This is a genomic window from Pseudomonas hormoni, from assembly GCF_018502625.1.
Lineage (GTDB): Bacteria > Pseudomonadota > Gammaproteobacteria > Pseudomonadales > Pseudomonadaceae > Aquipseudomonas > Aquipseudomonas hormoni.
Window position 1 is genome coordinate 2,613,013 of record NZ_CP075566.1, and the last position, 19,197, is coordinate 2,632,209.

20 protein-coding genes are annotated in these 19,197 nt (G+C 60.7%); 14 read left to right on the forward strand and 6 right to left on the reverse strand.

The genetic code is table 11. The annotated features are described in order from the left end of the window. Nucleotides 1-81 precede the first annotated feature (81 nt). Complete coding sequence (locus KJF94_RS12105) at nucleotides 82-1,083, forward strand: FecR family protein (RefSeq protein ID WP_214383681.1); 1,002 nt, start codon at nucleotides 82-84, stop codon at nucleotides 1,081-1,083. Nucleotides 1,084-1,139: 56 nt separating this feature from the next. Here KJF94_RS12105 and pvdQ read toward each other — a convergent pair whose 3' ends face one another. Next, on the reverse strand, nucleotides 1,140-3,485 hold the full coding sequence (pvdQ, locus tag KJF94_RS12110) for a bifunctional acylase PvdQ (RefSeq protein ID WP_214383683.1): 2,346 nt from the start codon (nucleotides 3,483-3,485) through the stop codon (nucleotides 1,140-1,142). 316 nt (nucleotides 3,486-3,801) lie between these two features. On the opposite strand from pvdQ, the gene KJF94_RS12115 reads away from it, so the two are divergent. Next, nucleotides 3,802-4,173, forward strand: a complete 372-nt coding sequence (locus KJF94_RS12115) for a fe2+ zn2+ uptake regulation protein (RefSeq protein ID WP_214383685.1) — start codon at nucleotides 3,802-3,804, stop codon at nucleotides 4,171-4,173. A 19-nt stretch (nucleotides 4,174-4,192) separates the two neighbouring features. Here KJF94_RS12115 and KJF94_RS12120 read toward each other — a convergent pair whose 3' ends face one another. Continuing rightward, a complete protein-coding gene (locus KJF94_RS12120; RefSeq protein ID WP_008024801.1) occupies nucleotides 4,193-4,381 on the reverse strand; it encodes a hypothetical protein in 189 nt (62 codons plus the stop codon). Between the two features lie 190 nt (nucleotides 4,382-4,571). Between KJF94_RS12120 and KJF94_RS12125 the strand changes: the two genes are divergently transcribed. Then, the gene (locus KJF94_RS12125) at nucleotides 4,572-4,712 is read left to right on the forward strand and encodes a hypothetical protein (protein ID WP_017338653.1); all 141 of its coding nucleotides are present in this window, start codon (nucleotides 4,572-4,574) and stop codon (nucleotides 4,710-4,712) included. A 6-nt stretch (nucleotides 4,713-4,718) separates the two neighbouring features. On the opposite strand, the gene KJF94_RS12130 is transcribed toward KJF94_RS12125, so the two are convergent. Then, nucleotides 4,719-5,642 carry a LysR family transcriptional regulator gene (locus KJF94_RS12130; protein ID WP_214383687.1) on the reverse strand — a complete coding sequence of 308 codons (924 nt, stop codon included), beginning with the start codon at nucleotides 5,640-5,642 and terminating at the stop codon, nucleotides 4,719-4,721. A 116-nt stretch (nucleotides 5,643-5,758) separates the two neighbouring features. On the opposite strand from KJF94_RS12130, the gene KJF94_RS12135 reads away from it, so the two are divergent. The 6 genes from KJF94_RS12135 (at nucleotide 5,759) to KJF94_RS12160 (ending at nucleotide 12,132) form a co-directional block, all read left to right on the forward strand. Beyond that, nucleotides 5,759-6,754 (forward strand): aldo/keto reductase, encoded by a 996-nt coding sequence (locus tag KJF94_RS12135; RefSeq protein WP_214383689.1) that lies wholly within the window; start codon nucleotides 5,759-5,761, stop codon nucleotides 6,752-6,754. A 169-nt stretch (nucleotides 6,755-6,923) separates the two neighbouring features. Beyond that, complete coding sequence (locus KJF94_RS12140; protein WP_214383691.1) at nucleotides 6,924-8,915, forward strand: methyl-accepting chemotaxis protein; 1,992 nt, start codon at nucleotides 6,924-6,926, stop codon at nucleotides 8,913-8,915. 261 nt (nucleotides 8,916-9,176) lie between these two features. Continuing rightward, nucleotides 9,177-9,623, forward strand: a complete 447-nt coding sequence (locus KJF94_RS12145) for a DUF411 domain-containing protein (protein WP_214383693.1) — start codon at nucleotides 9,177-9,179, stop codon at nucleotides 9,621-9,623. Next, nucleotides 9,623-10,057 carry a YqaA family protein gene (locus tag KJF94_RS12150; RefSeq protein ID WP_214383695.1) on the forward strand — a complete coding sequence of 145 codons (435 nt, stop codon included), beginning with the start codon at nucleotides 9,623-9,625 and terminating at the stop codon, nucleotides 10,055-10,057. The genes KJF94_RS12145 and KJF94_RS12150 overlap by 1 nt, the downstream gene beginning before the upstream one ends. A gap of 85 nt (nucleotides 10,058-10,142) precedes the next feature. After that, on the forward strand, nucleotides 10,143-11,165 hold the full coding sequence (locus KJF94_RS12155) for an alpha/beta fold hydrolase (RefSeq protein ID WP_214383697.1): 1,023 nt from the start codon (nucleotides 10,143-10,145) through the stop codon (nucleotides 11,163-11,165). Nucleotides 11,166-11,178: 13 nt separating this feature from the next. Beyond that, nucleotides 11,179-12,132, forward strand: coding sequence for a D-2-hydroxyacid dehydrogenase family protein (locus KJF94_RS12160; RefSeq protein WP_214383699.1), 954 nt, complete (start codon nucleotides 11,179-11,181; stop codon nucleotides 12,130-12,132). 106 nt (nucleotides 12,133-12,238) lie between these two features. Here the strand turns inward: KJF94_RS12160 and KJF94_RS12165 are convergent, their stop codons facing one another. Further along, nucleotides 12,239-13,009, reverse strand: a complete 771-nt coding sequence (locus tag KJF94_RS12165; protein WP_214383701.1) for a class I SAM-dependent methyltransferase — start codon at nucleotides 13,007-13,009, stop codon at nucleotides 12,239-12,241. Nucleotides 13,010-13,146: 137 nt separating this feature from the next. Here KJF94_RS12165 and KJF94_RS12170 point away from each other — a divergent pair, with 137 nt between their 5' ends. The 4 genes from KJF94_RS12170 to KJF94_RS12185 are packed head-to-tail and all read left to right on the forward strand — an operon-like array spanning nucleotide 13,147 to nucleotide 15,575. Then, nucleotides 13,147-13,707 (forward strand): cytochrome b, encoded by a 561-nt coding sequence (locus KJF94_RS12170; protein ID WP_214383703.1) that lies wholly within the window; start codon nucleotides 13,147-13,149, stop codon nucleotides 13,705-13,707. 26 nt (nucleotides 13,708-13,733) lie between these two features. Then, nucleotides 13,734-14,264: a tetratricopeptide repeat protein gene (locus tag KJF94_RS12175; RefSeq protein ID WP_214383705.1), complete on the forward strand. Its 531-nt coding sequence runs from the start codon at nucleotides 13,734-13,736 to the stop codon at nucleotides 14,262-14,264. Nucleotides 14,265-14,310: 46 nt separating this feature from the next. Next, nucleotides 14,311-14,811, forward strand: coding sequence for an RNA polymerase sigma factor (locus KJF94_RS12180; protein ID WP_214384849.1), 501 nt, complete (start codon nucleotides 14,311-14,313; stop codon nucleotides 14,809-14,811). Beyond that, nucleotides 14,808-15,575 (forward strand): anti-sigma factor family protein, encoded by a 768-nt coding sequence (locus tag KJF94_RS12185; RefSeq protein ID WP_214383707.1) that lies wholly within the window; start codon nucleotides 14,808-14,810, stop codon nucleotides 15,573-15,575. The genes KJF94_RS12180 and KJF94_RS12185 overlap by 4 nt, the downstream gene beginning before the upstream one ends. A 158-nt stretch (nucleotides 15,576-15,733) precedes the next feature. Here the strand turns inward: KJF94_RS12185 and KJF94_RS12190 are convergent, their stop codons facing one another. Continuing rightward, nucleotides 15,734-17,035, reverse strand: a complete 1,302-nt coding sequence (locus KJF94_RS12190) for an ATP-binding protein (protein ID WP_214383709.1) — start codon at nucleotides 17,033-17,035, stop codon at nucleotides 15,734-15,736. Nucleotides 17,036-17,039: 4 nt separating this feature from the next. Beyond that, complete coding sequence (locus KJF94_RS12195; RefSeq protein WP_084321554.1) at nucleotides 17,040-17,741, reverse strand: response regulator; 702 nt, start codon at nucleotides 17,739-17,741, stop codon at nucleotides 17,040-17,042. A 294-nt stretch (nucleotides 17,742-18,035) separates the two neighbouring features. Here KJF94_RS12195 and KJF94_RS12200 point away from each other — a divergent pair, with 294 nt between their 5' ends. After that, nucleotides 18,036-19,193, forward strand: a complete 1,158-nt coding sequence (locus KJF94_RS12200) for an efflux RND transporter periplasmic adaptor subunit (protein ID WP_214383711.1) — start codon at nucleotides 18,036-18,038, stop codon at nucleotides 19,191-19,193. Nucleotides 19,194-19,197 lie beyond the last annotated feature (4 nt).

The window sequence follows — 19,197 nt, forward strand, 5'->3', positions numbered from 1 at the left end:
GTGTTTGATGGGTAAATGCCATGACGGCTGTTCTCGCAGACTTCCTCTCAAGGGTAGAATGCAGGAAATCAGGATGAGTCAATGACCGACAGCCCGTTCTCACAAGCCGACTATGACGCCATCACCGATGCCGCTGCGCATTGGTGCATGCGTCTGCACGCCAGCGACTGCACCGCGCAAGAGCGGCAAGCCTTCGAGCAGTGGCGGGACGCGCACCCGCTGCATGCGTTCGAGTACGAGGCGATGCTGGAGATCTGGGAAGTCGCGGAAGATCTGCCGCGCCTTGAGACCGTCGTACCCATCACACGCGCCAAGCCAGCAACGCCTTGGCGCACCTTCGGCATTGCCGCCGCCGTGTGCGCCCTGGCGTTGCCACTGGCGGCGTACAGCGGCTGGAACCTGGGCTTGCTGCCCAATTCGTACCAGCATTTCGAAGCCAGCAATACGACCCGTCAGGTCACCCTGAGTGATGGTAGCCAGGTCGAACTGAACCTGGGCACCGAGCTGACCTTCAGCAATTACAAGGACCAGCGCCGGGTTACGCTGGATAAGGGCGAAGCGTTTTTCAGTGTCAGCCACGACACCACCCACCCGTTTATCGTCAAAGCGGCGGACGGCAGGATTCGGGTCACCGGGACCAAATTCAACGTCTGGATGTATGAGGATCAGGTGCGCGTGAACCTGATTGAAGGTTCGGTGCTGGTCAGCAGCAACGATGACCTGCCGGGTGACGGTCTGCGTCTGGGGCCGTCGATGCAGGCGCGCTATAAACACGGCGACTTCACGCCGCAAATCAGCCAGACCTACGCCAATGACACGTCACTGGCCTGGCGCCACGGCAAACTGGTGCTCGATGACCTGGCGTTGTCCGAAGCCCTGCCCTTGATCAATCGCTATCTGGAAAATCCCGTGATGGTGGCCGACAACAGCACCGGCGCGATTCGCCTGGGCGGCATCTACAACATCAAGGAACTCCACAACCTGGTGGCGACGCTGCCCAGGGTGCTGCCGGTCTACCTGACTCGCAACAAGGACGGTAATCCGGTCCTCAACTCGATTCCGCAACAAACCCCGAAAAGCTGAAAAGGCCGCCACCCTTGCGGGGTGCGGCCTTCTTTTTCATTCAATCAAGCTTCGTTTTACTTTTTGGCCACCTTCCCGGCTTTTTCATCCTGTTCACGGATCGTCTGCGCCTGATACTGCGGGTCCGAAGTGATCTGCTGTTCGGTGAACGGCAACACACTTAACTGCTTCTTCGAAAACGCCACGGTCTGGTCATTGGCATATTTCGACGCTGGGTCGCTGGACAGCGAAAACGCCAGCAGCCCTTTGGCCTGCGGCCCCTTCTCATCGAAAGTCACCACCTGCAAATAGCTGGTGCCGCTGACCACTTCGCGTTTGCCATCGGTCCTTGGCACACTCTGGATGGCGTTGTAGACGCCCAGCGTGCCTGGTCCGCCGTGAATCGGCGTCTGCTGACCGCCGCTGCTCACCACCTGGATATCGCCCCAGCGGCTGTCGGTCTTGAGCCCCGATTTGTTGACCCGTTCCACTGACGCCAGCATCGCTTCGCGCAAGGCCTTCGCAACCTCCGGTCGATCAACCGCCAGGCCGCGCGGGGTGTGTTGCGGATCTTTCGGATCGAACGCAACCCGCCAGACATCAGGCGTTTCCTGCAGCGATTCCATGACGTTCTGGAAATGGACAAACCCAAGTCCGCTGTCCAGATTCGCACTGCGATCCCAGACCTTCAGGCTGGCACACAGCGGTGTGAGCGCCGGCGCATCGGCGCCCAGGTCTGCTGCGCAGAATTGCAGCAGGTCCGGCATGACTTGCGCCGCCTGATACACCTGATCGTCCATCACCATCCGTTGCAGATCCGCCGCGCCGATCGGGCCGGCCTTGTTCAATGTGCCGAGGCGATCCAGGGCAAAGCGTGAACGCAGGCCCAATGGCTGACCGTCCTGGCTGATCAGCGGCGAAAAACCGGTAAGCGGCTGCGCCGGGTTGGCCATCCACGCCGAATCGTTGGAGTGCTGCACGAAGTCTTTGCGCAACAGTTGTGGCAACTTGTCCGACGCATAGATGCCTTTTTGCGCCGCCGCCGGGTCGATGTCCCAGGCACAGGCGCTGTTGGAACCGTCGAGCACGATCAGTTCCAGCCCGGCCCGCGGATCGCTGCATTGGGCCAGTTTGTCGGCGTTGACGTTTGGCACCACCGACAGGTTCATGTACAGCGTCTGGCCCTGATCGTCCGCCGCCAGGGTGTTGACCCACGGGATGCCCTGGATCTTGTGGACCGACGCCTGCAATTCCTCGAGGCTGACCGCGCGGTTCATCGCGTACCACTGCTGCAGCACCCGGTCGTTATCGAGGTTGGCGTCGCGCAGGCTGTAGGCGAACTGGTTATCCCAATCGAGTTTTCCAGGCCATTGCACAATCGGGCCGAACTGCGAGCTGTAGACCACGTGCGAAACCGCGCGGGTCTGCCCGTCAGGCTGTTTCACGTTCACGGTCACGGTTTGCTGCTTCATCGGCAACGACTTGCCGTCGAGCAGATAGCGGGTCGGATCCTTCGGATCGAGTTGCAGGCGATACAGGGTGAAATGCTTGGACGAGTCCACGGTGTGGGTCCAGGCCAGGTGTTGGTTGAAGCCAATGTTGATCATCGGCAGGCCGGGCAACGCGGCGCCCATCACGTCCAGTTTGCCGGGAATGGTCAGGTGCATCTGATAGAAGCGCATCCCGCCGACCCAAGGGAAATGCGGGTTGGCCAGCAACATGCCTCGGCCATTGAACGAGCGTTCGCTGCCTACGGCGATGGCGTTGCTGCCGCGATCGAGGGCGAAGCGCTGCCTGCGCACATCGGCAACCTGGAACGACGCGGACGCATTTGCGTTTCGAGCGACGGCTTTGGGTGGCGTGGCGCCGGCCAGTGCTTCGGCAAACTGCCCGACGCCCCCTTCGACCAGCAGGCGACGGGTCAACTTGACCAGGTCCTGTGCGGTAATGTCCCGCACCCACTCACCCTGGCATTGTTGCGGCAAACCTTGCGCGCGACGTTCCGCCAGCGAACGGTTGTAACCCGCCACATACCCTTCCATCAGGTCGCGGACTTCCGGCGTTTGTGCCTGCCAGAACGCGGAGACGGCCTGCGGCGTATTCAGCCAGTTGAAAAAGACGTCGCTGACCTGGTTTTCGCGCTCTTCGACCGTGAACTGCTCCGGGCCAAAATACCGTGAACGTTCGCCGTTCACCGTGGTGATCTCATTGGCCAGCAGGCACAGATTATCCTGAGCGTAGGCGTAGCCGATGCCATAACCGAGACCACGCTCGTTTTCAGCGCGAATGTGCGGCACGCCGAAGCTGGTCCGACGGATATCGGCCGTCGCCTGGTCCGGCTGGTTGCGTGCGTTTGCCGCAAGACTCAAACCCACTAACACACCGGCAAGGCTCAATCGGGTTAATTGCCTGGTAATAATCACGCTCGCTCCTGATCGAATAAACACGCAAATCGCCCTTGTAGGAGCAAGGCTTGCCCGCGAAGGGGGTGTGTCAGTCAACACTTATGTTGGCCGGTACTCCCTCTTCGCGGGCAAGCCTTGCTCCTACAAGAGAACGAAATTCAGGAGAAAAATTTAGGGCGCCAAGGGGCGTTTCTGCGGGGGTTTACAAGCTTCTGACGTGATGGCGACAAAATTTCTACATCTGAGCCTTCATGATTTGAGTCGCTCGTACGTCTTATTGAGTAAGAGCACCCAACACATTTTTCCGGTTCAGGCTCTGAAAAGGAGTTTTTGCATGTACAACTCGCAACTGCCAACGGACGGTAGCACTGCACCAATGGGCACTTCCATGGGCTCGGGCCTGTTCACTCAACGGACCGAACGCAACGGCAACGAAAGGATCAGGGTTCTGCTCAAGAGCTTTGGCCTGCGCACCAGTCTGATCCGCCTGAAAGTCATCGATGCCTTGCTGACCGCCGCCGACAGCGACCGCAGTCTCGGAGTACGTGGTGTGCACAGCCACTTGCTGGACCTGGATATTCCCCTGTCCTTTCTCAGTGTGCGCGAAGTGTTGAAGCGCTTGTGCAGCGAAGGCGTGATTACGCTGAACGCGGACAAGAGCTACAGCCTGCATCCGCAGGCTGCCGCCATTCTGCACGGCGAGTAATCCTGTCGGCGGGCGTCGTTCAGGGTTTGACCTTGCGGCGCATCACGCCATTGATCACCACCACGATCACCGCCACGCCAATGGCGATGTACTGAAACAGCTTTTCGCTGATGACCCCGGCATTCTGCAAATACGAAAGGCCAAACATGATCCCCAGCACCACCAGGGAGATCAGAATCGAGTATTTCAAACGTTGCGACTGGGTCATTGCCCTTTTCCTTAAACAAAAAGCTTAAACATAAGCCTGAACGTTAACCTGAAAAATGTATCCGGTTTGTATCCGGATGCATGCCAAGCCCCTACCGTTTTTCGGGGATGCGGCGTTGCAAACGGGGTCTCATGTTACAGCCGATGAAGCCTTTTGGCTTCATAGCGGCGATAACCATGAGGATTTTGAAATGTTCCGTCGAATCACACTGCTGATTCCCCTGCTTGCCCTGCTTTCCCTGAGCGGCTGCATTATTTTCCCCCACGGCGGCTGGCACGGCGGCCACCATTACGACGGCCGTGGCGGACCCGGTTACTACCAGCATCGCTGAGGTTTTTCAGCGAGCGGACTGATCCCTGAAAAAGTCATTTCCCGGCTGCGCGCAAAGCTCGATCATCCAGTCAACGAACACCCGTACCCGCCGCGACAACTGACGGTGAGGAGGATAAAGCGCCGTCAACGGCATCCCCGGTGGCGGCACTTCCCTCAGCACCTCGATCAAACCACCCTCCCTGATACGCCGGGCCACGTGATAGTACGGCGCCTGCACCAACCCATACCCGGCCTCGCACGCCGCCAGATAACCATCGGCACTGTTGACCGAGACATGCCTGGGCAGATTGACCGGCTGTAGCTGGCCATCGACGACAAATTCCAGCCCGTAGCGTTTGCCGTTGCTGGCGACGTACTCCACCATTTGATGCCCCGCCAGATCGGCCAAACCCTGTGGCGTGTCATGGCGCTGCAAATAATCGGGGCTGGCGCAGGTGACCTGGTCCAGCATCACCAGCGGCCGCGCCACCAATGAGTCATCGAGAGACGCGCCGCCGCGCAACACGCAATCGACACCTTCGCGAATCAGGTCGACAGGCCGGTCATTCAAACCGATTTCCACTTCGATCAAGGGATAGCGAGCGGTGAATTGCGGCAATGCCGGGATCACCACCAAACGCCCTATGCCCGCGGGCATGTCCACGCGCAACAGACCTTTGGGGTTGTGCCGCGCGGCGGAGAACACCGCTTCGGTTTCCTCAAGGTCCGCCAGCAACCGCACGCAACGAGGGTAATAGGCGGCGCCGTCGAGGGTCAGGCTGATCTGCCGCGTGGTGCGTTGCAGCAGTTGCACCCCCAGATGGCTTTCCAGCTGCTTGATCAGAATGGTCACCGACGCACGGGGAATTTGCAGACTGTCTGCCGCCTTGGCAAAGCCGCCCAGTTCGACGATTCGGGTGAACACGCGCATGGCGTTGAAACGGTCCATTGTTTTTTGCACCGACTGATTATTTAGAAATAACGAATAGTGATAGCAGTTTTAACCGGTTTATCTCATTTCTGTCGAGACTGACAATGGGCTTCACATCACAGGGAGCTGATTTCATGCAAACACGTCAACTGGGCAAGAACGGTCCACAGGTCAGTGCAATCGGTCTGGGCTGCATGGGCATGACCGATTTCTACACGACGGGCGTCGACACCCGCGAGGCCACGGCCACCCTGCACCGGGCGCTGGAGTTGGGCATCAACCTGCTCGACACCGCCGACATGTACGGCCCGCATACCAATGAGGAGCTGATCGGCAAGGCCATCGCCGGCAAGCGCGATCAAGTGTTTCTGGCGAGCAAGTTCGGCATCGTCCGCGATCCGGGAGATTCAACGGCCCGCGGGGTTAACGGCCGACCGGACTACATTCGCGCCTCAATCGACGGCACCCTCAAGCGCCTCGGTGTCGACACACTGGACTTGTATTACCAGCACCGTATCGACCCGCAAGTGGCCATCGAGGAAACCATCGGCGCCATGGCCGGTCTGGTAAAGGCCGGCAAGGTGCGTTACCTGGGAATGAGCGAGGCTTCGGCGGCAACGCTGGAACGGGCGAACAAGGTCCATCCGATCAGTGCGCTGCAAAGCGAATACTCGTTGTGGAGCCGTGACCAGGAAGAAAACGGCTGTCTGGCCGCGTGTCAGCGGCTGGGTATCGCCTTTGTGCCTTACAGCCCATTGGGTCGGGGGTTTCTGACCGGCGCACTGAAAAGCGCGGATGATTTTGCGGCAGACGACTACCGTCGTTTCAGTCCACGGTTCCAGGGCGACAACTTCGCAAAAAACCTATTGCTGGTGCAGCAGGTTCAGGACCTGGCGGCAGAAAAAGGCGTGACGGCGGGCCAACTTGCACTGGCGTGGGTGCTGGCTCAGGGTGAATACCTGATCCCGATTCCGGGGACCAAACAGCGCAGGTATCTGGAAGAGAACGTGGCGGCGCTGGACGTAAAACTCAGTCGCGAAGAGTTGCTCGCACTGGAAGCGATCTTTCCGGCGAATGCCACGGCCGGTTTGCGCTACCCCGAAGAAGTCATGAAGTTGCTTGACCGTTGATCTGCGACTGGCCCGTTCGGTTACCTGAACGGGCCAGTACCCTCTACCGCTCGTCAATTCGCCCCAACCTTGCACGATCGTACCTAAAGCTCGACATCTGCAGGCCGATAGCCCTTTGAAGCGCCGAAAAATACTCCAATAAGAACGCTGCTAAAAAGGACCCGGCTCCATGCCCGCATTCCGCACCATTCAGGCTCGCTACACACTGTTTCTGGTCCTGTTCATTCTGCTGCTGTCCATTCTCACGGTGGTCGGGATCAGCCAGTTGGTCGCGCCGAAACTGCGCCACACCGAAGAACAAGTAGCCCTCAATCGCATCGCTGAAGTCGCCGAGCAAATCCAGGGTGAACTGAACAAGGTTCAGGCGCAACAGCGCAGCATCACCCAGACCATTCCTCTGCTCGACAGCGCCGCCATCGACACCGTTCTGCCGGGGCTGGTCGATCAGTACGGGGAACTGAAAGTCTTCGGCGGCGGCATCTGGCCCCTGCCCGGCCAGCGTGAAGCCGGGCGCAACAAATTCAGCACCTTCTGGCACCGCGATGCCTCGGGCAAGCTGGCGGTGAACACCTTCTGGAACAGCGACGCCGCGCCCAACTATTACGACCAGACCTGGTACAAGGGCGGCATGCAAACCCCGCGCGGACAATGCGCCTGGGCGGCGGCCTATAAAGATGACGCCAGCGCCGAGCCACGCACCAATTGCGCCATGGCCATTCAGAAAAACGGCGCGGCGTACGGCGTGTCGACCATCGACGTGACCCTGGGTTTCTTCAACGATCTGGTGGCGCGCAAGGAAAAAGACCTCGGCGCCGAAATGCTGATCATCGAGGCCGACGGCAAGATCATCAGCAACAGCTCGCGCATCAGCGGGCCGATCGTGCTGAAGAACATCAGTGAACTGGCCGGCAACTCACCCTTCGCCAGTCAAGTTAAGGCTGGCCTGCAAAACCGTGATCGGTCGCAGCGCGTCGAGTTCGACAACAACGGTGAATCCAGCACTTTCTTCATGCGCCCGATCGAAGGCACGCCGTGGTTTCTTGCCACCGCACTGCCGACCAAACTGATCACCGCCCAGCGCGACGACGTGCTCAGCACGCTGAGCCTGCTGCAGATTCCGATGGTGATCCTGCTGGTGTTGCTGCAAATCTACGCGATCCGCCAGTTGGTACAGCGCATGAAAGCCCTGAAGGCCAATATCGACGCGCTGTCTGCCGGTGACGCCGACCTGACCAAACGCATCACCATCCGCGCCGAAGATGAACTGGGCGCCATCGGCCACTCGGTCAACGCCTTCATCGCGTACCTGCAGAACATGATCGGCGAAGTCACCCAGGCTACCGGAGCCATGGCGTCCAGCCTCGATAACCTGCAACGCACGTCCGCGCACACCAGCCAGATTCTGGTGCGTCACGCTTCGGAAACCGATCAGACCGTCACCGCGATCACCGAAATGAGTTCGACCGCCGAAAGCGTTGCGCAAAATGCGGCTGAAACCGCTGCATTTACCCAACGCGCCAACGAAAACGCCGACCGTTCGCGGGTGGTCGTGGGCGAAGCCTCCAGCAGTGTGATCGCGCTGATCGACGAAGTGGCCAGCGCCACCCACAAAGTCGAAAGCATGCAACAGGACGCCCAACGCATCACCGAGATTCTCGGGGTGATCGGCGCCATCGCCGGGCAAACCAACCTGCTGGCCCTCAACGCGGCGATTGAAGCGGCCCGCGCCGGTGAGCAGGGACGCGGTTTTGCGGTGGTGGCCGATGAAGTCCGCGCCCTCGCCGCCCGCACCCAGGCCAGCACCTCGGAAATCAACGAGATGCTCACACGCCTGACCCAGGGCGTGAGCTCGTCGGTCAGCGCGATGGAAAACACTCAGGCCAGCTGCCAATCGGCGGCCGATGCCACAGCGCGGGTCAACACCGGGCTGGATGAAATGGCCGGCTCCGTCAGCCACATCAACAGCCTCAGCACCCAGATCGCCACCGCCGCCGAACAGCAAAGTGCCGTGACCGAAGAGATCAACCGCAGCATGGTGCAAATCCGCCACATGGTGGATGAACTGGTGAAAAGCGGTCAGGCGAGCGAGCTGAATACTCGGCAGTTGCTGGAGGCCAACACACGCGTCAGCGCGATCATGGGACGCTTCAAAGTCCGCTGACTTGAGAACGCAGCTCCCTGTGGCGAGGGAGCTTGCTCCCGCTGGGCTGCGAAGCGGCCCCCTTTAACATTCAACACGGTGCTAGTTGTTAATTCGCGCAACCTGGTTTGCGCCTGCTGCGCAGGTGAGCGGGAGCAAGCTCCCTCGCCACAACAGCATGGCAACACCTGTATCACTTCGAAACAATCTCCTGCCTCGTCGTTGGCTAAAGCAGTCAAAATGGCTCTTTTTTTGACCGCCATCCGAGTCGAGATATTTCCCATGCGAACCCACCTGCGTCTGGTCGCCCTGAGCGCCCTGTTCATTTCTTCCCTGGCCCAGGCCGCCGACCTGATCCCGATCGAAGTCCACCGCGACGCCAACTGCGGCTGCTGCAAAAAGTGGATCAGCCACCTGGAGGCCAACGGCTTCAAGGTCGAGGATCACGTTGAAGCCAACATGAGCGAATTCAAGCAACAGCACGGCGTGCCACCGCGTCTGGCGTCCTGCCACACCGGTTTGATCAACGGTAAATTCGTCGAAGGCCATGTCCCGGCCGATCAGGTGCTGGCCCTGAGCAAGCGCGATGACCTGTTGGGTGTGGCGGCCCCCGGGATGCCGATGGGTTCGCCGGGCATGGAAATGGACGGCATGAGCGATGCTTATCAGGTGATCGGCCTGAAAAAGGACGGCACTGATGTGGTGGTGGCGGACTACGCTGCCCATTGATGTTCGGTGCGTATATCGGCCTGTTCTTCGCCGCGTTCGGTGCGGCGACCCTGTTGCCGTTGCAATCCGAAGCCCTGCTGGTGGGGTTGTTGCTCAGCGAGCAGTATTGGCTCTGGTCGCTGCTGGCGGTCGCGACCCTGGGCAATGTCCTCGGCTCGCTGCTGAACTGGTGGCTGGGGCGCGGTATCGAGCGGTTCCGCGACCGGCGCTGGTTTCCGGTCAGCCCGCAGCATCTGGAAAAGGCCCGGGGTCATTATCAGCGCTACGGCCATTGGTCACTGTTGCTGAGTTGGGTGCCCGTTATCGGTGATCCGCTGACGCTGGTCGCTGGGGTGATGCGCGAGCCGCTAGGGCGTTTCCTTGTGATCGTAACCCTCGCCAAAGGCGCCCGTTATGGCGTACTGGCCCTGGCGACCCTGGGCTGGATGAGTTGAACGATCATTCGCCGCGATTGCCTGTGTTTAATGTCGCCCTAATCAGGCCGATCCAGCATCGGTCGATTTCCTGTGGAGTCTACCCATGCCCCTCGCCCGCTCCCGTTGGCTACCCAGCCTGCTGCTGACCGCCGCACTGCCCGTCATCGCTGCCGAAGGCCCCGAGTACGGGCCGGAGCTGCAAGGCTTCGAGTATCCCTACACGGTCAAGCATTTCGCCTTTGAGTCCCAGGGCAAATCCCTGCAAATGGGCTACATGGACGTCGCCGCCCATGGCAAGGCCAACGGACGCAGCATCGTGCTCATGCACGGCAAGAATTTCTGCGGCGCCACCTGGGACACGTCGATCAAGGCCTTGAGCGACGCCGGTTATCGGGTCATTGCCCCGGACCAGATCGGCTTCTGCACCTCCAGCAAACCGGACAACTACCAGTACAGCTTCCAGCAGCTGGCGACCAACACCCAGCAACTGCTCAAAGCCCTCGGCATCCAGAAAGCGACCCTGCTCGGACATTCCACCGGCGGCATGCTCGCGACCCGTTATGCACTGCAATATCCCGAGCAGGTTGAACAACTGGCCCTGGTCAATCCCATCGGCCTCGAAGACTGGAAAGACCTCGGCGTGCCCTATCGCACGGTGGATCAATGGTACGAACGTGAGCTGAAACTGACCGCCGACGGCATCCGCACCTATGAACGCAACACCTACTACGGCGGTCGCTGGAAACCCGAATTCGATCGCTGGGTGGACATGCTCGCCGGCCTCAATAAAGGGCCGGGACATCAGCAAGTGGCGTGGAACTCGGCACTGATCTACGACATGATCTTCACCCAGCCGGTGTACTACGAGTTCAAGGACCTGAAGATGCCGACGCTGTTGCTGATCGGCACGTCCGACACCACGGCCATCGGCAGCGACATCGCTTCGCCCGAGGTCAAGGCGAAAATCGGTCACTACGACGTGCTCGGCAAACAGGTGGCGAAGCTGATTCCCCGGTCGACACTGGTCGAATTCCCCGGCATGGGCCACGCGCCACAGATGGAAGAACCGGAAAAATTTCACCAGGCCCTGCTCGCCTGGCTGAACAAAACCAACCCCGTTCGTTGATGAGGTAAGGCTGATGGCTGTGCAGATTGCGGTGATCGATGACTGGCAGGATGTGGCGCGCAATGTCGTGGACTGGTCGGCGCTGGACGCCATTGGCCAGGTTGATTTTATCCATGATTACCCGGCCGACAACGAGACGCTGGCGGCACGCCTGGGTGAGTTTGAAGTGATCTGCGTGATGCGCGAGCGCACCCGGTTCGATGAGGATCTGCTGCGGCGGCTGCCGAAGCTCAAACTGCTGGTCACCGGCAGCATGCGCAACGCCGCGCTCGACCTCAAAGCCGCAGCCGCCCTCGGCATTCAGGTCAGCGGTACCGACAGCTACAAACACGCCGCGCCGGAACTGACCTGGGCGCTGATCATGGCCGCGACCCGCAACCTTGTCGCAGAAGCCAACGCCCTGCGTGCCGGTAAATGGCAACAAGGTTTGGGGGGCGACCTGCACGGCAAGACCCTGGCAATTCTCGGTTTGGGTAGCATTGGCAAGCGAGTCGCCCAGTTCGGCCAGGTGTTCGGCATGCGCGTGATCGCCTGGAGTGAAAACCTGACCGCCGAACGCGCTGCCGAAGTCGGCGTGACCTATGTGAGCAAACAGGAACTGTTCGAACAGGCCGATGTGTTGTCGGTGCATCTGGTGCTGAGCGATCGTAGCCGAGGACTGGTCGACGCCGAAGCGCTGGACTGGATGAAGCCGACGGCGCTGCTGGTCAATACCGCTCGCGGACCGATTGTGGATGAAGCAGCGTTGATCAAGGCGCTGCAGAAACAGCGCCTGGCCGGCGCAGCGCTGGATGTGTTCGAGCAGGAGCCCTTACCGGCTCATCACCCGTTCAGGACGTTGGAGAATGTGCTGGCGACGCCGCATGTCGGGTATGTCAGCCAGCAGAATTACCATCAGTTCTTTTCGCAGATGATCGAGGATATTCAGGCCTGGTCTGCTGGAACGCCGATTCGCCTTCTAAGCTGATACCGCGTCATCGTTCATCGCTAGCAGGCTAGCTCCCACAGTGGATCTCCAGTGTTCACGAGATCCCTGTGGGAGCTAGCCTGCTAGCGATGGCCGCACCACCGATCTAAATGACTTTCACCGCCACAAACGCCGCCGTCACATACGGCACCGTCACCACATCCTTGCCCCGCAGCTCAGGCTCGGCATCAATCAACGCCCGCACCTGCTCATCCACCTTCGCCCGCTCCACTGCCGGCAATGCCGAGACGAAACTGGTGGAGCGCACGCGGTTGAAAATCACATCTTCCGGCGAGCCCGTATGCCCATGGCTGAACTCCTGCTCTTGCAGCGGTCCGAACGCAGCATGCGGAAATGCCCGACGCCAGGCTCCGGTGTAGAAACGCGGAGTGTCGCCCTCCAGCGCATTGACGATCGCATCCAGTCTGGGCACCCAGCTCACGCAAGTGTCGCGCGAGTTCCACACCAGCCCCAGCTTGCCGCCGGGTTTGAGCACCCGGGCAATTTCAGTCAGGGCTTCGTCGCTGGCAAACCAGTGGAAGGCCTGGGCGCAGATCACCACATCCACCGACGCGTCCGGCAGCGGCAGGTCCATGGCGGTGCCACTTACCGCCAATACATCAGGCCAGGCTTCGGATAATTTTTCGAGCATCTGCGGCACCGGCTCCACGGCAATCACCTGCGCCCCGGTCGCCACCAGCTGACCGGTGAACTTGCCAGTCCCGGCGCCCAGATCGACCACGGATTTATCCGCGTTCAAACCCAGCGTGCCTGTCAGCCAGTCGGCCACTTGCGGGGGATAATCCGGACGACCGCGAACGTAGGTGTCTGCGGCAGTTTTGTAACCGGCGGCCGCTGAGTGATGGACCTGTTTCATGACAAAGCTCCGTAACGACTTCGAACGCTGTCGAGCATAGCGCCTCGATTTGCGCTTTCCTTGAAAAGACCGCCAGAAAGAAATGAATAATTGTTCACCCTGCGGTGTTCACCTGCCATCGCATATGAGGATTGCCCGTGAACGACCTGAACCCGGATTCGCCGATACGTTATGACCGCCTGACCATGGCGCTGCACTGGCTGACCGCCGTGCTGGTGATCGGCATGTTCGCCAGCGCCCAGGTCTGGGAACAACTGGCCAAGGGCACGCCACTGCGCAAGGAGTTGCAGGCATTGCATATTTCCTGCGGCATCCTGCTCGCGGTGATCGTCATCACCCGACTGCTCTGGCGTCTGTCCCGGGGTCGGCGCTTGCCGCCCGCCAATCGGGGCGTCATGAATATGACGGCGAAGACCGCTCACCTGGCGCTCTATGCGTTATTGCTGAGTCAGATCGTGCTCGGTTTCCTGTTTCGCTGGGCCCAGGCAGAACCATTCAACTTTTTTGGCCTGTTCGATGTCTCAACCTTGATCAGCTTCGATAAAAGCATGAAATCGGTGTTCGGCGGCCTGCACGAACAGGTGGCGTGGGCCATCGTGATTCTGGCCGGGCTGCATGCGCTCATGGCGTTGGTACACCATTACGGCTTGCGTGATAACACGTTGCGCCGCATGTTGCCGGGGCGTGGTTTGAACTGAAACGAATAATCCTGTGGAGCTTCGCCATGAATCGCCGTTTTGCTGTTTTTACCGCCCCGCTGCTGCTCGCCGCTGCGTTGTCCAGCTCCTTGGCATTGGCCAACGGCGATGACGAAGAACCCGCCAAGCCAAACTGCCCCAAAGGCCAGGTCTGGGACAGCAAATCGCAGAAATGCGTGATGCAGAACAGCAGCCTCGTACCGGACGCCGACCGCACCGACTATGCTTACCGCCTGGCCAAGGACGGGCGTTATGAAGAAGCCCTGGCCTTGCTCGATACGCTGAAAAACCCGAACACCGCCAAAGCGCTCAACTATCGCGGCTATGCCACGCGTAAACTGGGGCACACCGACGAGGGCATCGGTTATTACCTGCAATCGGTCAAACTCGATCCGCAGTACGCGCAAGTCCGCGAATACCTCGGCGAAGCGTATGTGATCAAGGGCCGCCTGGACCTCGCGCAAGAGCAGTTGCAGCAGATCAAATCGATCTGCGGCAGCACCTGCGAGGAATACCAGGACCTGGCCGAAGCCATCCACGATTCATCGAAAACCTGACAGGACGGAGGTCGCCATCGCCAGCGATCAGGCAATACGGGCAGAGCTGGGCCAGCACCTGGCGCGTTTATGGCGCTACGGCCTGCTGCTGTCCCGGCAACGGCATGTCGCCGAAGACCTGGTGCAGGCCACCTGCGTGCGGGCGCTTGAGCGTGCCGGGCAATTTGTCCCCGGCACCCGCATGGACCGCTGGCTGCTGAGCATCCTGCATTCGATCTGGCTCAACGAAGTGCGCGCGCGGCGGGTGCGTCAGGGCCAGGGGCAGGTGGATGCCGATAGCGCCCTGTCGTTCGACGGTGAACACGCCGCGCAAACCCACGTGCTCGCGACGCAGGTGATCCGGCGCGTCGATGCACTGCCCGAAGCCCAGCGCGAAACCGTGTTTCTGGCCTACGTCGAAGGGTTGTCCTATCGCGAAGTCGCCGAAGTGCTGGACGTGCCCATCGGCACGGTCATGAGCCGACTGGCCGCCGCACGGGCGAAACTGGCCGAGTATCCGCCGTTGTTGCACGCCGTGCCGAACCCAACCACCGGAGAACGTCGATGAACGATCACGCCAAACCATCGGACGAGCAACTGGTGGCCTACCTTGACGAGCAACTCGATACTGACCAGCGCAGCCGCATCGACGCGGCCATCGCCGAAGACTCGGTGCTCAACCTGCGCCTGCAATGGCTGGCCCGCAGCAGCCTGCCATTCCAGGAAGCCTACGATGAAGTGACACAACAGGCACCGGTGGACCGATTGCACGCCATGCTCGACACCTTGCCCTCGCCTGCCCGACCCGCGATGAGTCGACGCTGGTTTCTTGCCGCGGCAGCCGGTCTGGTGGTGAGCGGTGTGTTGGCGGACCGGTTGTTTCTCGGCTGGCAGTCGACTCAGCCAAAAAACAACTGGCGCGGGCTGGTGGCGGACTATATGGCGCTGTACGTGCCAGAAACCCTGGAACACCTGCCCAGCGACGACGCCACGCAACGCGCGCAGCTGCGCACCATCGACGCACGCCTGGGGTTGAGTCTTTTGCCAGGGCAACTGGCCCTGCCACGCCTCGAACTCAAACGCGCGCAAATCCTCGAGTACGACGGCATGCCCATCGCCCAGATTACTTATCTGGACCCCGCGCATGGCCCCATGGCGTTATGCATCACCCGCTCCAACAGCGGCAGCCGGCACTTCGCCCACGAGCGTCGGCACGGGATGAACGTGGTGTATTGGGCGGACATGGAGCATGCGTGGATGCTGATCGGGCATAACCCGGCGTCGGAGCTGGAGCAGATGGCGAAAGTGTTGCGCGGCCGGCTTAGCGCCTGACCAAACCGGATGACGCCGGCCCCTGTGGCGAGGGAGCTTGCTCCCGTTGGGTCGCGAAGCGGCCCCGGCGTTAAGTCAGGTACACTGCGAGTGCAGGATTTACGACTGCTTCGCAGTCTTACGGGAGCAAGCTCCCTCGCCACAGAAATTGCGCGGATTCATGCAGGGGTGGGAAGCCACAACCGGAACCGCGCGCCGCCCAGCGGTGAAGGTTCGACCGTGAGCGTACCGCCCTGTGCTTCCAGCGCCCGACGACTGATCGCCAGCCCCAGCCCAAACCCGCCAGTCGCTCGATCCCGACTGCGATCCAGCCGATAAAACGGCTCGAAAATCCGCTCGCGTTCGTCATCGGGAATGCCGATCCCATCGTCATCGACCCAGATTTCACACCCCTTTGCACAGACCTGCACACCAATCTGAATGCGCTTCTCGCAATAGCGCATCGCGTTGCGCAGCAGGTTCTGAATCGCCCGGGCGGTCAGGCGCGGGTCGAGGCTGAAGCGTTCGAGTTGGCCGTGAAGCAGCACATCAATCACGATTTCCGGCGAGTCCAGCTCTTCATCGACACTGCCCAGAATGCTGTCGATGAATTCATCCAGCGACACTTCAACCTGTTCCGGCAAACGCGCGGGGTTTTGCAGGCGACTGTAGGACAGCAACTCCAGCACCAGTTCGTCGAGTTCACGGATGTGCGCAACCAGGCCTTGCAAACGCTCGCGGCTGGCGGCCGGCAAGTCGTCGGACAGCGCCAGGGCCAGGCCAAAGTCCAGGCGCGTCAGCGGCGTGCGCAGTTCGTGAGAAACGGCGTTGAGCAAATCCCGCTGTTGGTTAAGCAGGCTCTCGATGTCGCCGGCCATGGTGTCGAAGACGTTGGCCAGGCTGCCGATGTTGGAGCTGGCGGAGATCTTCGTGCGCTCGCTCAAGTGACCTTTACCGAAGCGTTCAGCGGTGCCTTTGAGGCGTTCCAGATCGCGCCAGTGCGGGCGCAGCCATACCAGCAGACACGCCAGCATCGTCGCGCCGATCAGCACGTTGATGCTCCAGTACAACAAATTGACGTCCAGCGGGTCTGGCGGCACGACCATTTGCACCACCGTTTGTTGGTTCAACGGTGTCACCGCCAAGGTGCGCCAGCCCCAGTCACCGATGCGCACCACGCTCTCGCCACGCTGCAAACGCTTCTGTTCTGCCAGGGTCAAGCCAGGGTCGTCATTGCCGGTCAGAACGATGTGCAGCGGGTCGAATTCCTTGTCCATCTCGCTCGCCAATGCCGGCCATTGCGCCTCGGGCACGGCGTGGAACTGCTTGACGATGAGGGTTTGCAGCCCGCGGGAATAATCGAGGTTGTAGGTGACGAAGCGCTCCTGGAAGACCTTGATCACCACGTCCGGTACCAGATAAATCGCCGCGCTGTAGGAGACGATCGTCACCAGATACAGACGAAAGAGGATTCTGAACATCGCCTCAGCATTCCCACTCGGAGCGGCTGAACAGGTAACCCTTGCCCCACACGGTCTTGATCTTGCGCGCCTCGCCAGCGTGGTCGTCGAATTTGCGCCGCAACTTGGAAATCGCCACGTCCACCGAACGGTCGGTGCCGTTGAATTCGATACCGCGCAGGCGTTGCAGGATCTGGTCGCGGCTCAGCACTTCGCCGGCATGCCGGGCCAGCACCACCAACAAGTTGTATTCACCGCTGGACAGCTCGACCAGTTGCTCGCGCCAGGTCACGGTGCGCTCGGACAGGTCGATGCACAGATTACCCATGAGAATGCGGTCGTTGGCGGTCTGCGGTTCGCTGAGGCTGCTGCGGCGCAACAGCGTACGGACACGGGCCAGCAACACCCGGGGTTCGCAGGGTTTGGTGACGTAGTCATCGGCGCCCATTTCCAGGCCCAGCACCTGGTCGTGGCTATCGTCGCGGGCGGTGAGCATCAGGATCGGCAGCGTGGCCGAATCCGCGCGCAGCAAGCGGCAGACCTGCAGGCCGTCGAGGCCCGGCAACATCAGGTCGAGAATCACCAGGTCCGGCGGATTGACCCGCGCGCGCTCGCGCACGTGGTCGCCACGGCTGATCACGCTGACGGAATAGCCGTTGCGTTCCAGGTAGCTGGCAATCAGTTCGGAGAGCGCGGTGTCGTCTTCGACCAGGAGGATGTTGGGCATGGGTGTTTCCAGAAAGTGCAGTGGCGCCGGTTATGCCGCCATCGCTAGCAGGCTAGCTCCCACAGGGGTTTGATGTGAGCACAGATTTTGTGAACATCCCCGGTCAACTGTGGGAGCTAGCCTGCTAGCGATGACGGCATGACAGGCGCTGAAAGAATCAAGCCGTGAAGGATATACGTCCTCACCCGCCCCTGAGTAAAACCCTTACACAATTTCACACAGCACCAACAAAGCTTCACCGCTACCCTCGTCGGCTCCCCGTAGGATGCGGGAGTTCATTATTGGGGTATTTACATGTCAAAGAACCTGCTTGCCAAGCTCAGCCTGCTGGCACTGGCGTTGACGCTGAGCGCTTGTGACAAGTCCTCTAACGCCGAAGAACAGGCGCCATTGGCCACCGTGCGGATCGAAACCCTCGACGCCCGGCCTCTGTCGATCACCAGCGAACTGAGCGGGCGGATTGCCGCGCCCCGGATCGCCGAGGTTCGCGCCCGTGTCGCCGGCGTCGTGTTGCAACGGGTCTTCCACGAAGGCAGCGATGTGAAAAAAGGCGACGTGCTGTTTCGCATCGACCCCGCGCCGTTCAAGGCTGACCTGGACAGCGCCGAAGCGGACCTGCGAAAAGCCGAGGCCAATGCGTTTCAGGCGCGCCTGCAAGAGCAGCGTTATGCCCAGTTGATCGAAGGCAACGCCATCAGCGGTCAGGACTACGACAACGCCCGGGCCGCCGTGCGGCAAACCGCCGCCGAGGTCGCCGCCAACAAGGCCGCCGTGGAGCGGGCGAAACTCAACCTCGGCTACGCCACCGTCACCGCGCCGATTTCCGGGCGTATCGGCCGTGCACTGGTCACCGAAGGCGCCTTGGTCGGGCAAAACGAAACCACGCCACTGGCGTTGATTCAGCAATTGAACCCGATTCATGCCGACCTCACCCAATCGACCCGTGAACTCAACGATCTGCGCCGCGCCTTCCGCTCCGGTCAGTTGAAGGAAGTCGGTCAGGGCCAGGCCAAAGCCACCCTGATCCAGGACGACGGCAGTCTCTATCCGCTACCGGGCAAGCTGCTGTTCACTGACATCACTGTCGACCCGGGCACGGGCCAGATCATCCTGCGCAGCGAGTTCCCCAACCCGGACCTCGACTTGCTGCCCGGCAGCTTTGTGCGGGTGCGCCTGGAGCAAGCGGTGAATCAGCAAGGCATCAGCGTGCCGCAACGGGCCATCCAGCGTGACAGCGCCGGTATTGCTCAGGTGCTGTTGCTCGACGCGGATCAACGGGTCGGCCAGCAACCGGTCGAGCTGGGTGCCGTGCAAAACGATCGCTGGATCGTCACCGCAGGCCTCAAGCCCGGCGACCGAATCGTCATCGAAGGCCTGCAACACGCCAAGCCCGGCGAGAAAGTGCAGATCGACGATTCCCCTCTTCCACTTGCCCAGGCCACTGGTCAGTAAGCAG

Coding starts and splice junctions, on each gene's coding strand:
- KJF94_RS12195 (WP_084321554.1), bottom strand. CDS start 17,741: ATGCCCAACATCCTCCTGGTCGAAGACGACACCGCGCTCTCCGAACTG.
- KJF94_RS12185 (WP_214383707.1), top strand. CDS start 14,808: ATGAACGATCACGCCAAACCATCGGACGAGCAACTGGTGGCCTACCTT.
- KJF94_RS12175 (WP_214383705.1), top strand. CDS start 13,734: ATGAATCGCCGTTTTGCTGTTTTTACCGCCCCGCTGCTGCTCGCCGCT.
- KJF94_RS12165 (WP_214383701.1), bottom strand. CDS start 13,009: ATGAAACAGGTCCATCACTCAGCGGCCGCCGGTTACAAAACTGCCGCA.
- KJF94_RS12155 (WP_214383697.1), top strand. CDS start 10,143: ATGCCCCTCGCCCGCTCCCGTTGGCTACCCAGCCTGCTGCTGACCGCC.
- KJF94_RS12140 (WP_214383691.1), top strand. CDS start 6,924: ATGCCCGCATTCCGCACCATTCAGGCTCGCTACACACTGTTTCTGGTC.
- KJF94_RS12125 (WP_017338653.1), top strand. CDS start 4,572: ATGTTCCGTCGAATCACACTGCTGATTCCCCTGCTTGCCCTGCTTTCC.
- KJF94_RS12120 (WP_008024801.1), bottom strand. CDS start 4,381: ATGACCCAGTCGCAACGTTTGAAATACTCGATTCTGATCTCCCTGGTG.
- KJF94_RS12150 (WP_214383695.1), top strand. CDS start 9,623: ATGTTCGGTGCGTATATCGGCCTGTTCTTCGCCGCGTTCGGTGCGGCG.
- KJF94_RS12190 (WP_214383709.1), bottom strand. CDS start 17,035: ATGTTCAGAATCCTCTTTCGTCTGTATCTGGTGACGATCGTCTCCTAC.
- KJF94_RS12145 (WP_214383693.1), top strand. CDS start 9,177: ATGCGAACCCACCTGCGTCTGGTCGCCCTGAGCGCCCTGTTCATTTCT.
- KJF94_RS12160 (WP_214383699.1), top strand. CDS start 11,179: ATGGCTGTGCAGATTGCGGTGATCGATGACTGGCAGGATGTGGCGCGC.
- KJF94_RS12130 (WP_214383687.1), bottom strand. CDS start 5,642: ATGGACCGTTTCAACGCCATGCGCGTGTTCACCCGAATCGTCGAACTG.
- KJF94_RS12105 (WP_214383681.1), top strand. CDS start 82: ATGACCGACAGCCCGTTCTCACAAGCCGACTATGACGCCATCACCGAT.
- KJF94_RS12135 (WP_214383689.1), top strand. CDS start 5,759: ATGCAAACACGTCAACTGGGCAAGAACGGTCCACAGGTCAGTGCAATC.
- KJF94_RS12115 (WP_214383685.1), top strand. CDS start 3,802: ATGTACAACTCGCAACTGCCAACGGACGGTAGCACTGCACCAATGGGC.
- KJF94_RS12200 (WP_214383711.1), top strand. CDS start 18,036: ATGTCAAAGAACCTGCTTGCCAAGCTCAGCCTGCTGGCACTGGCGTTG.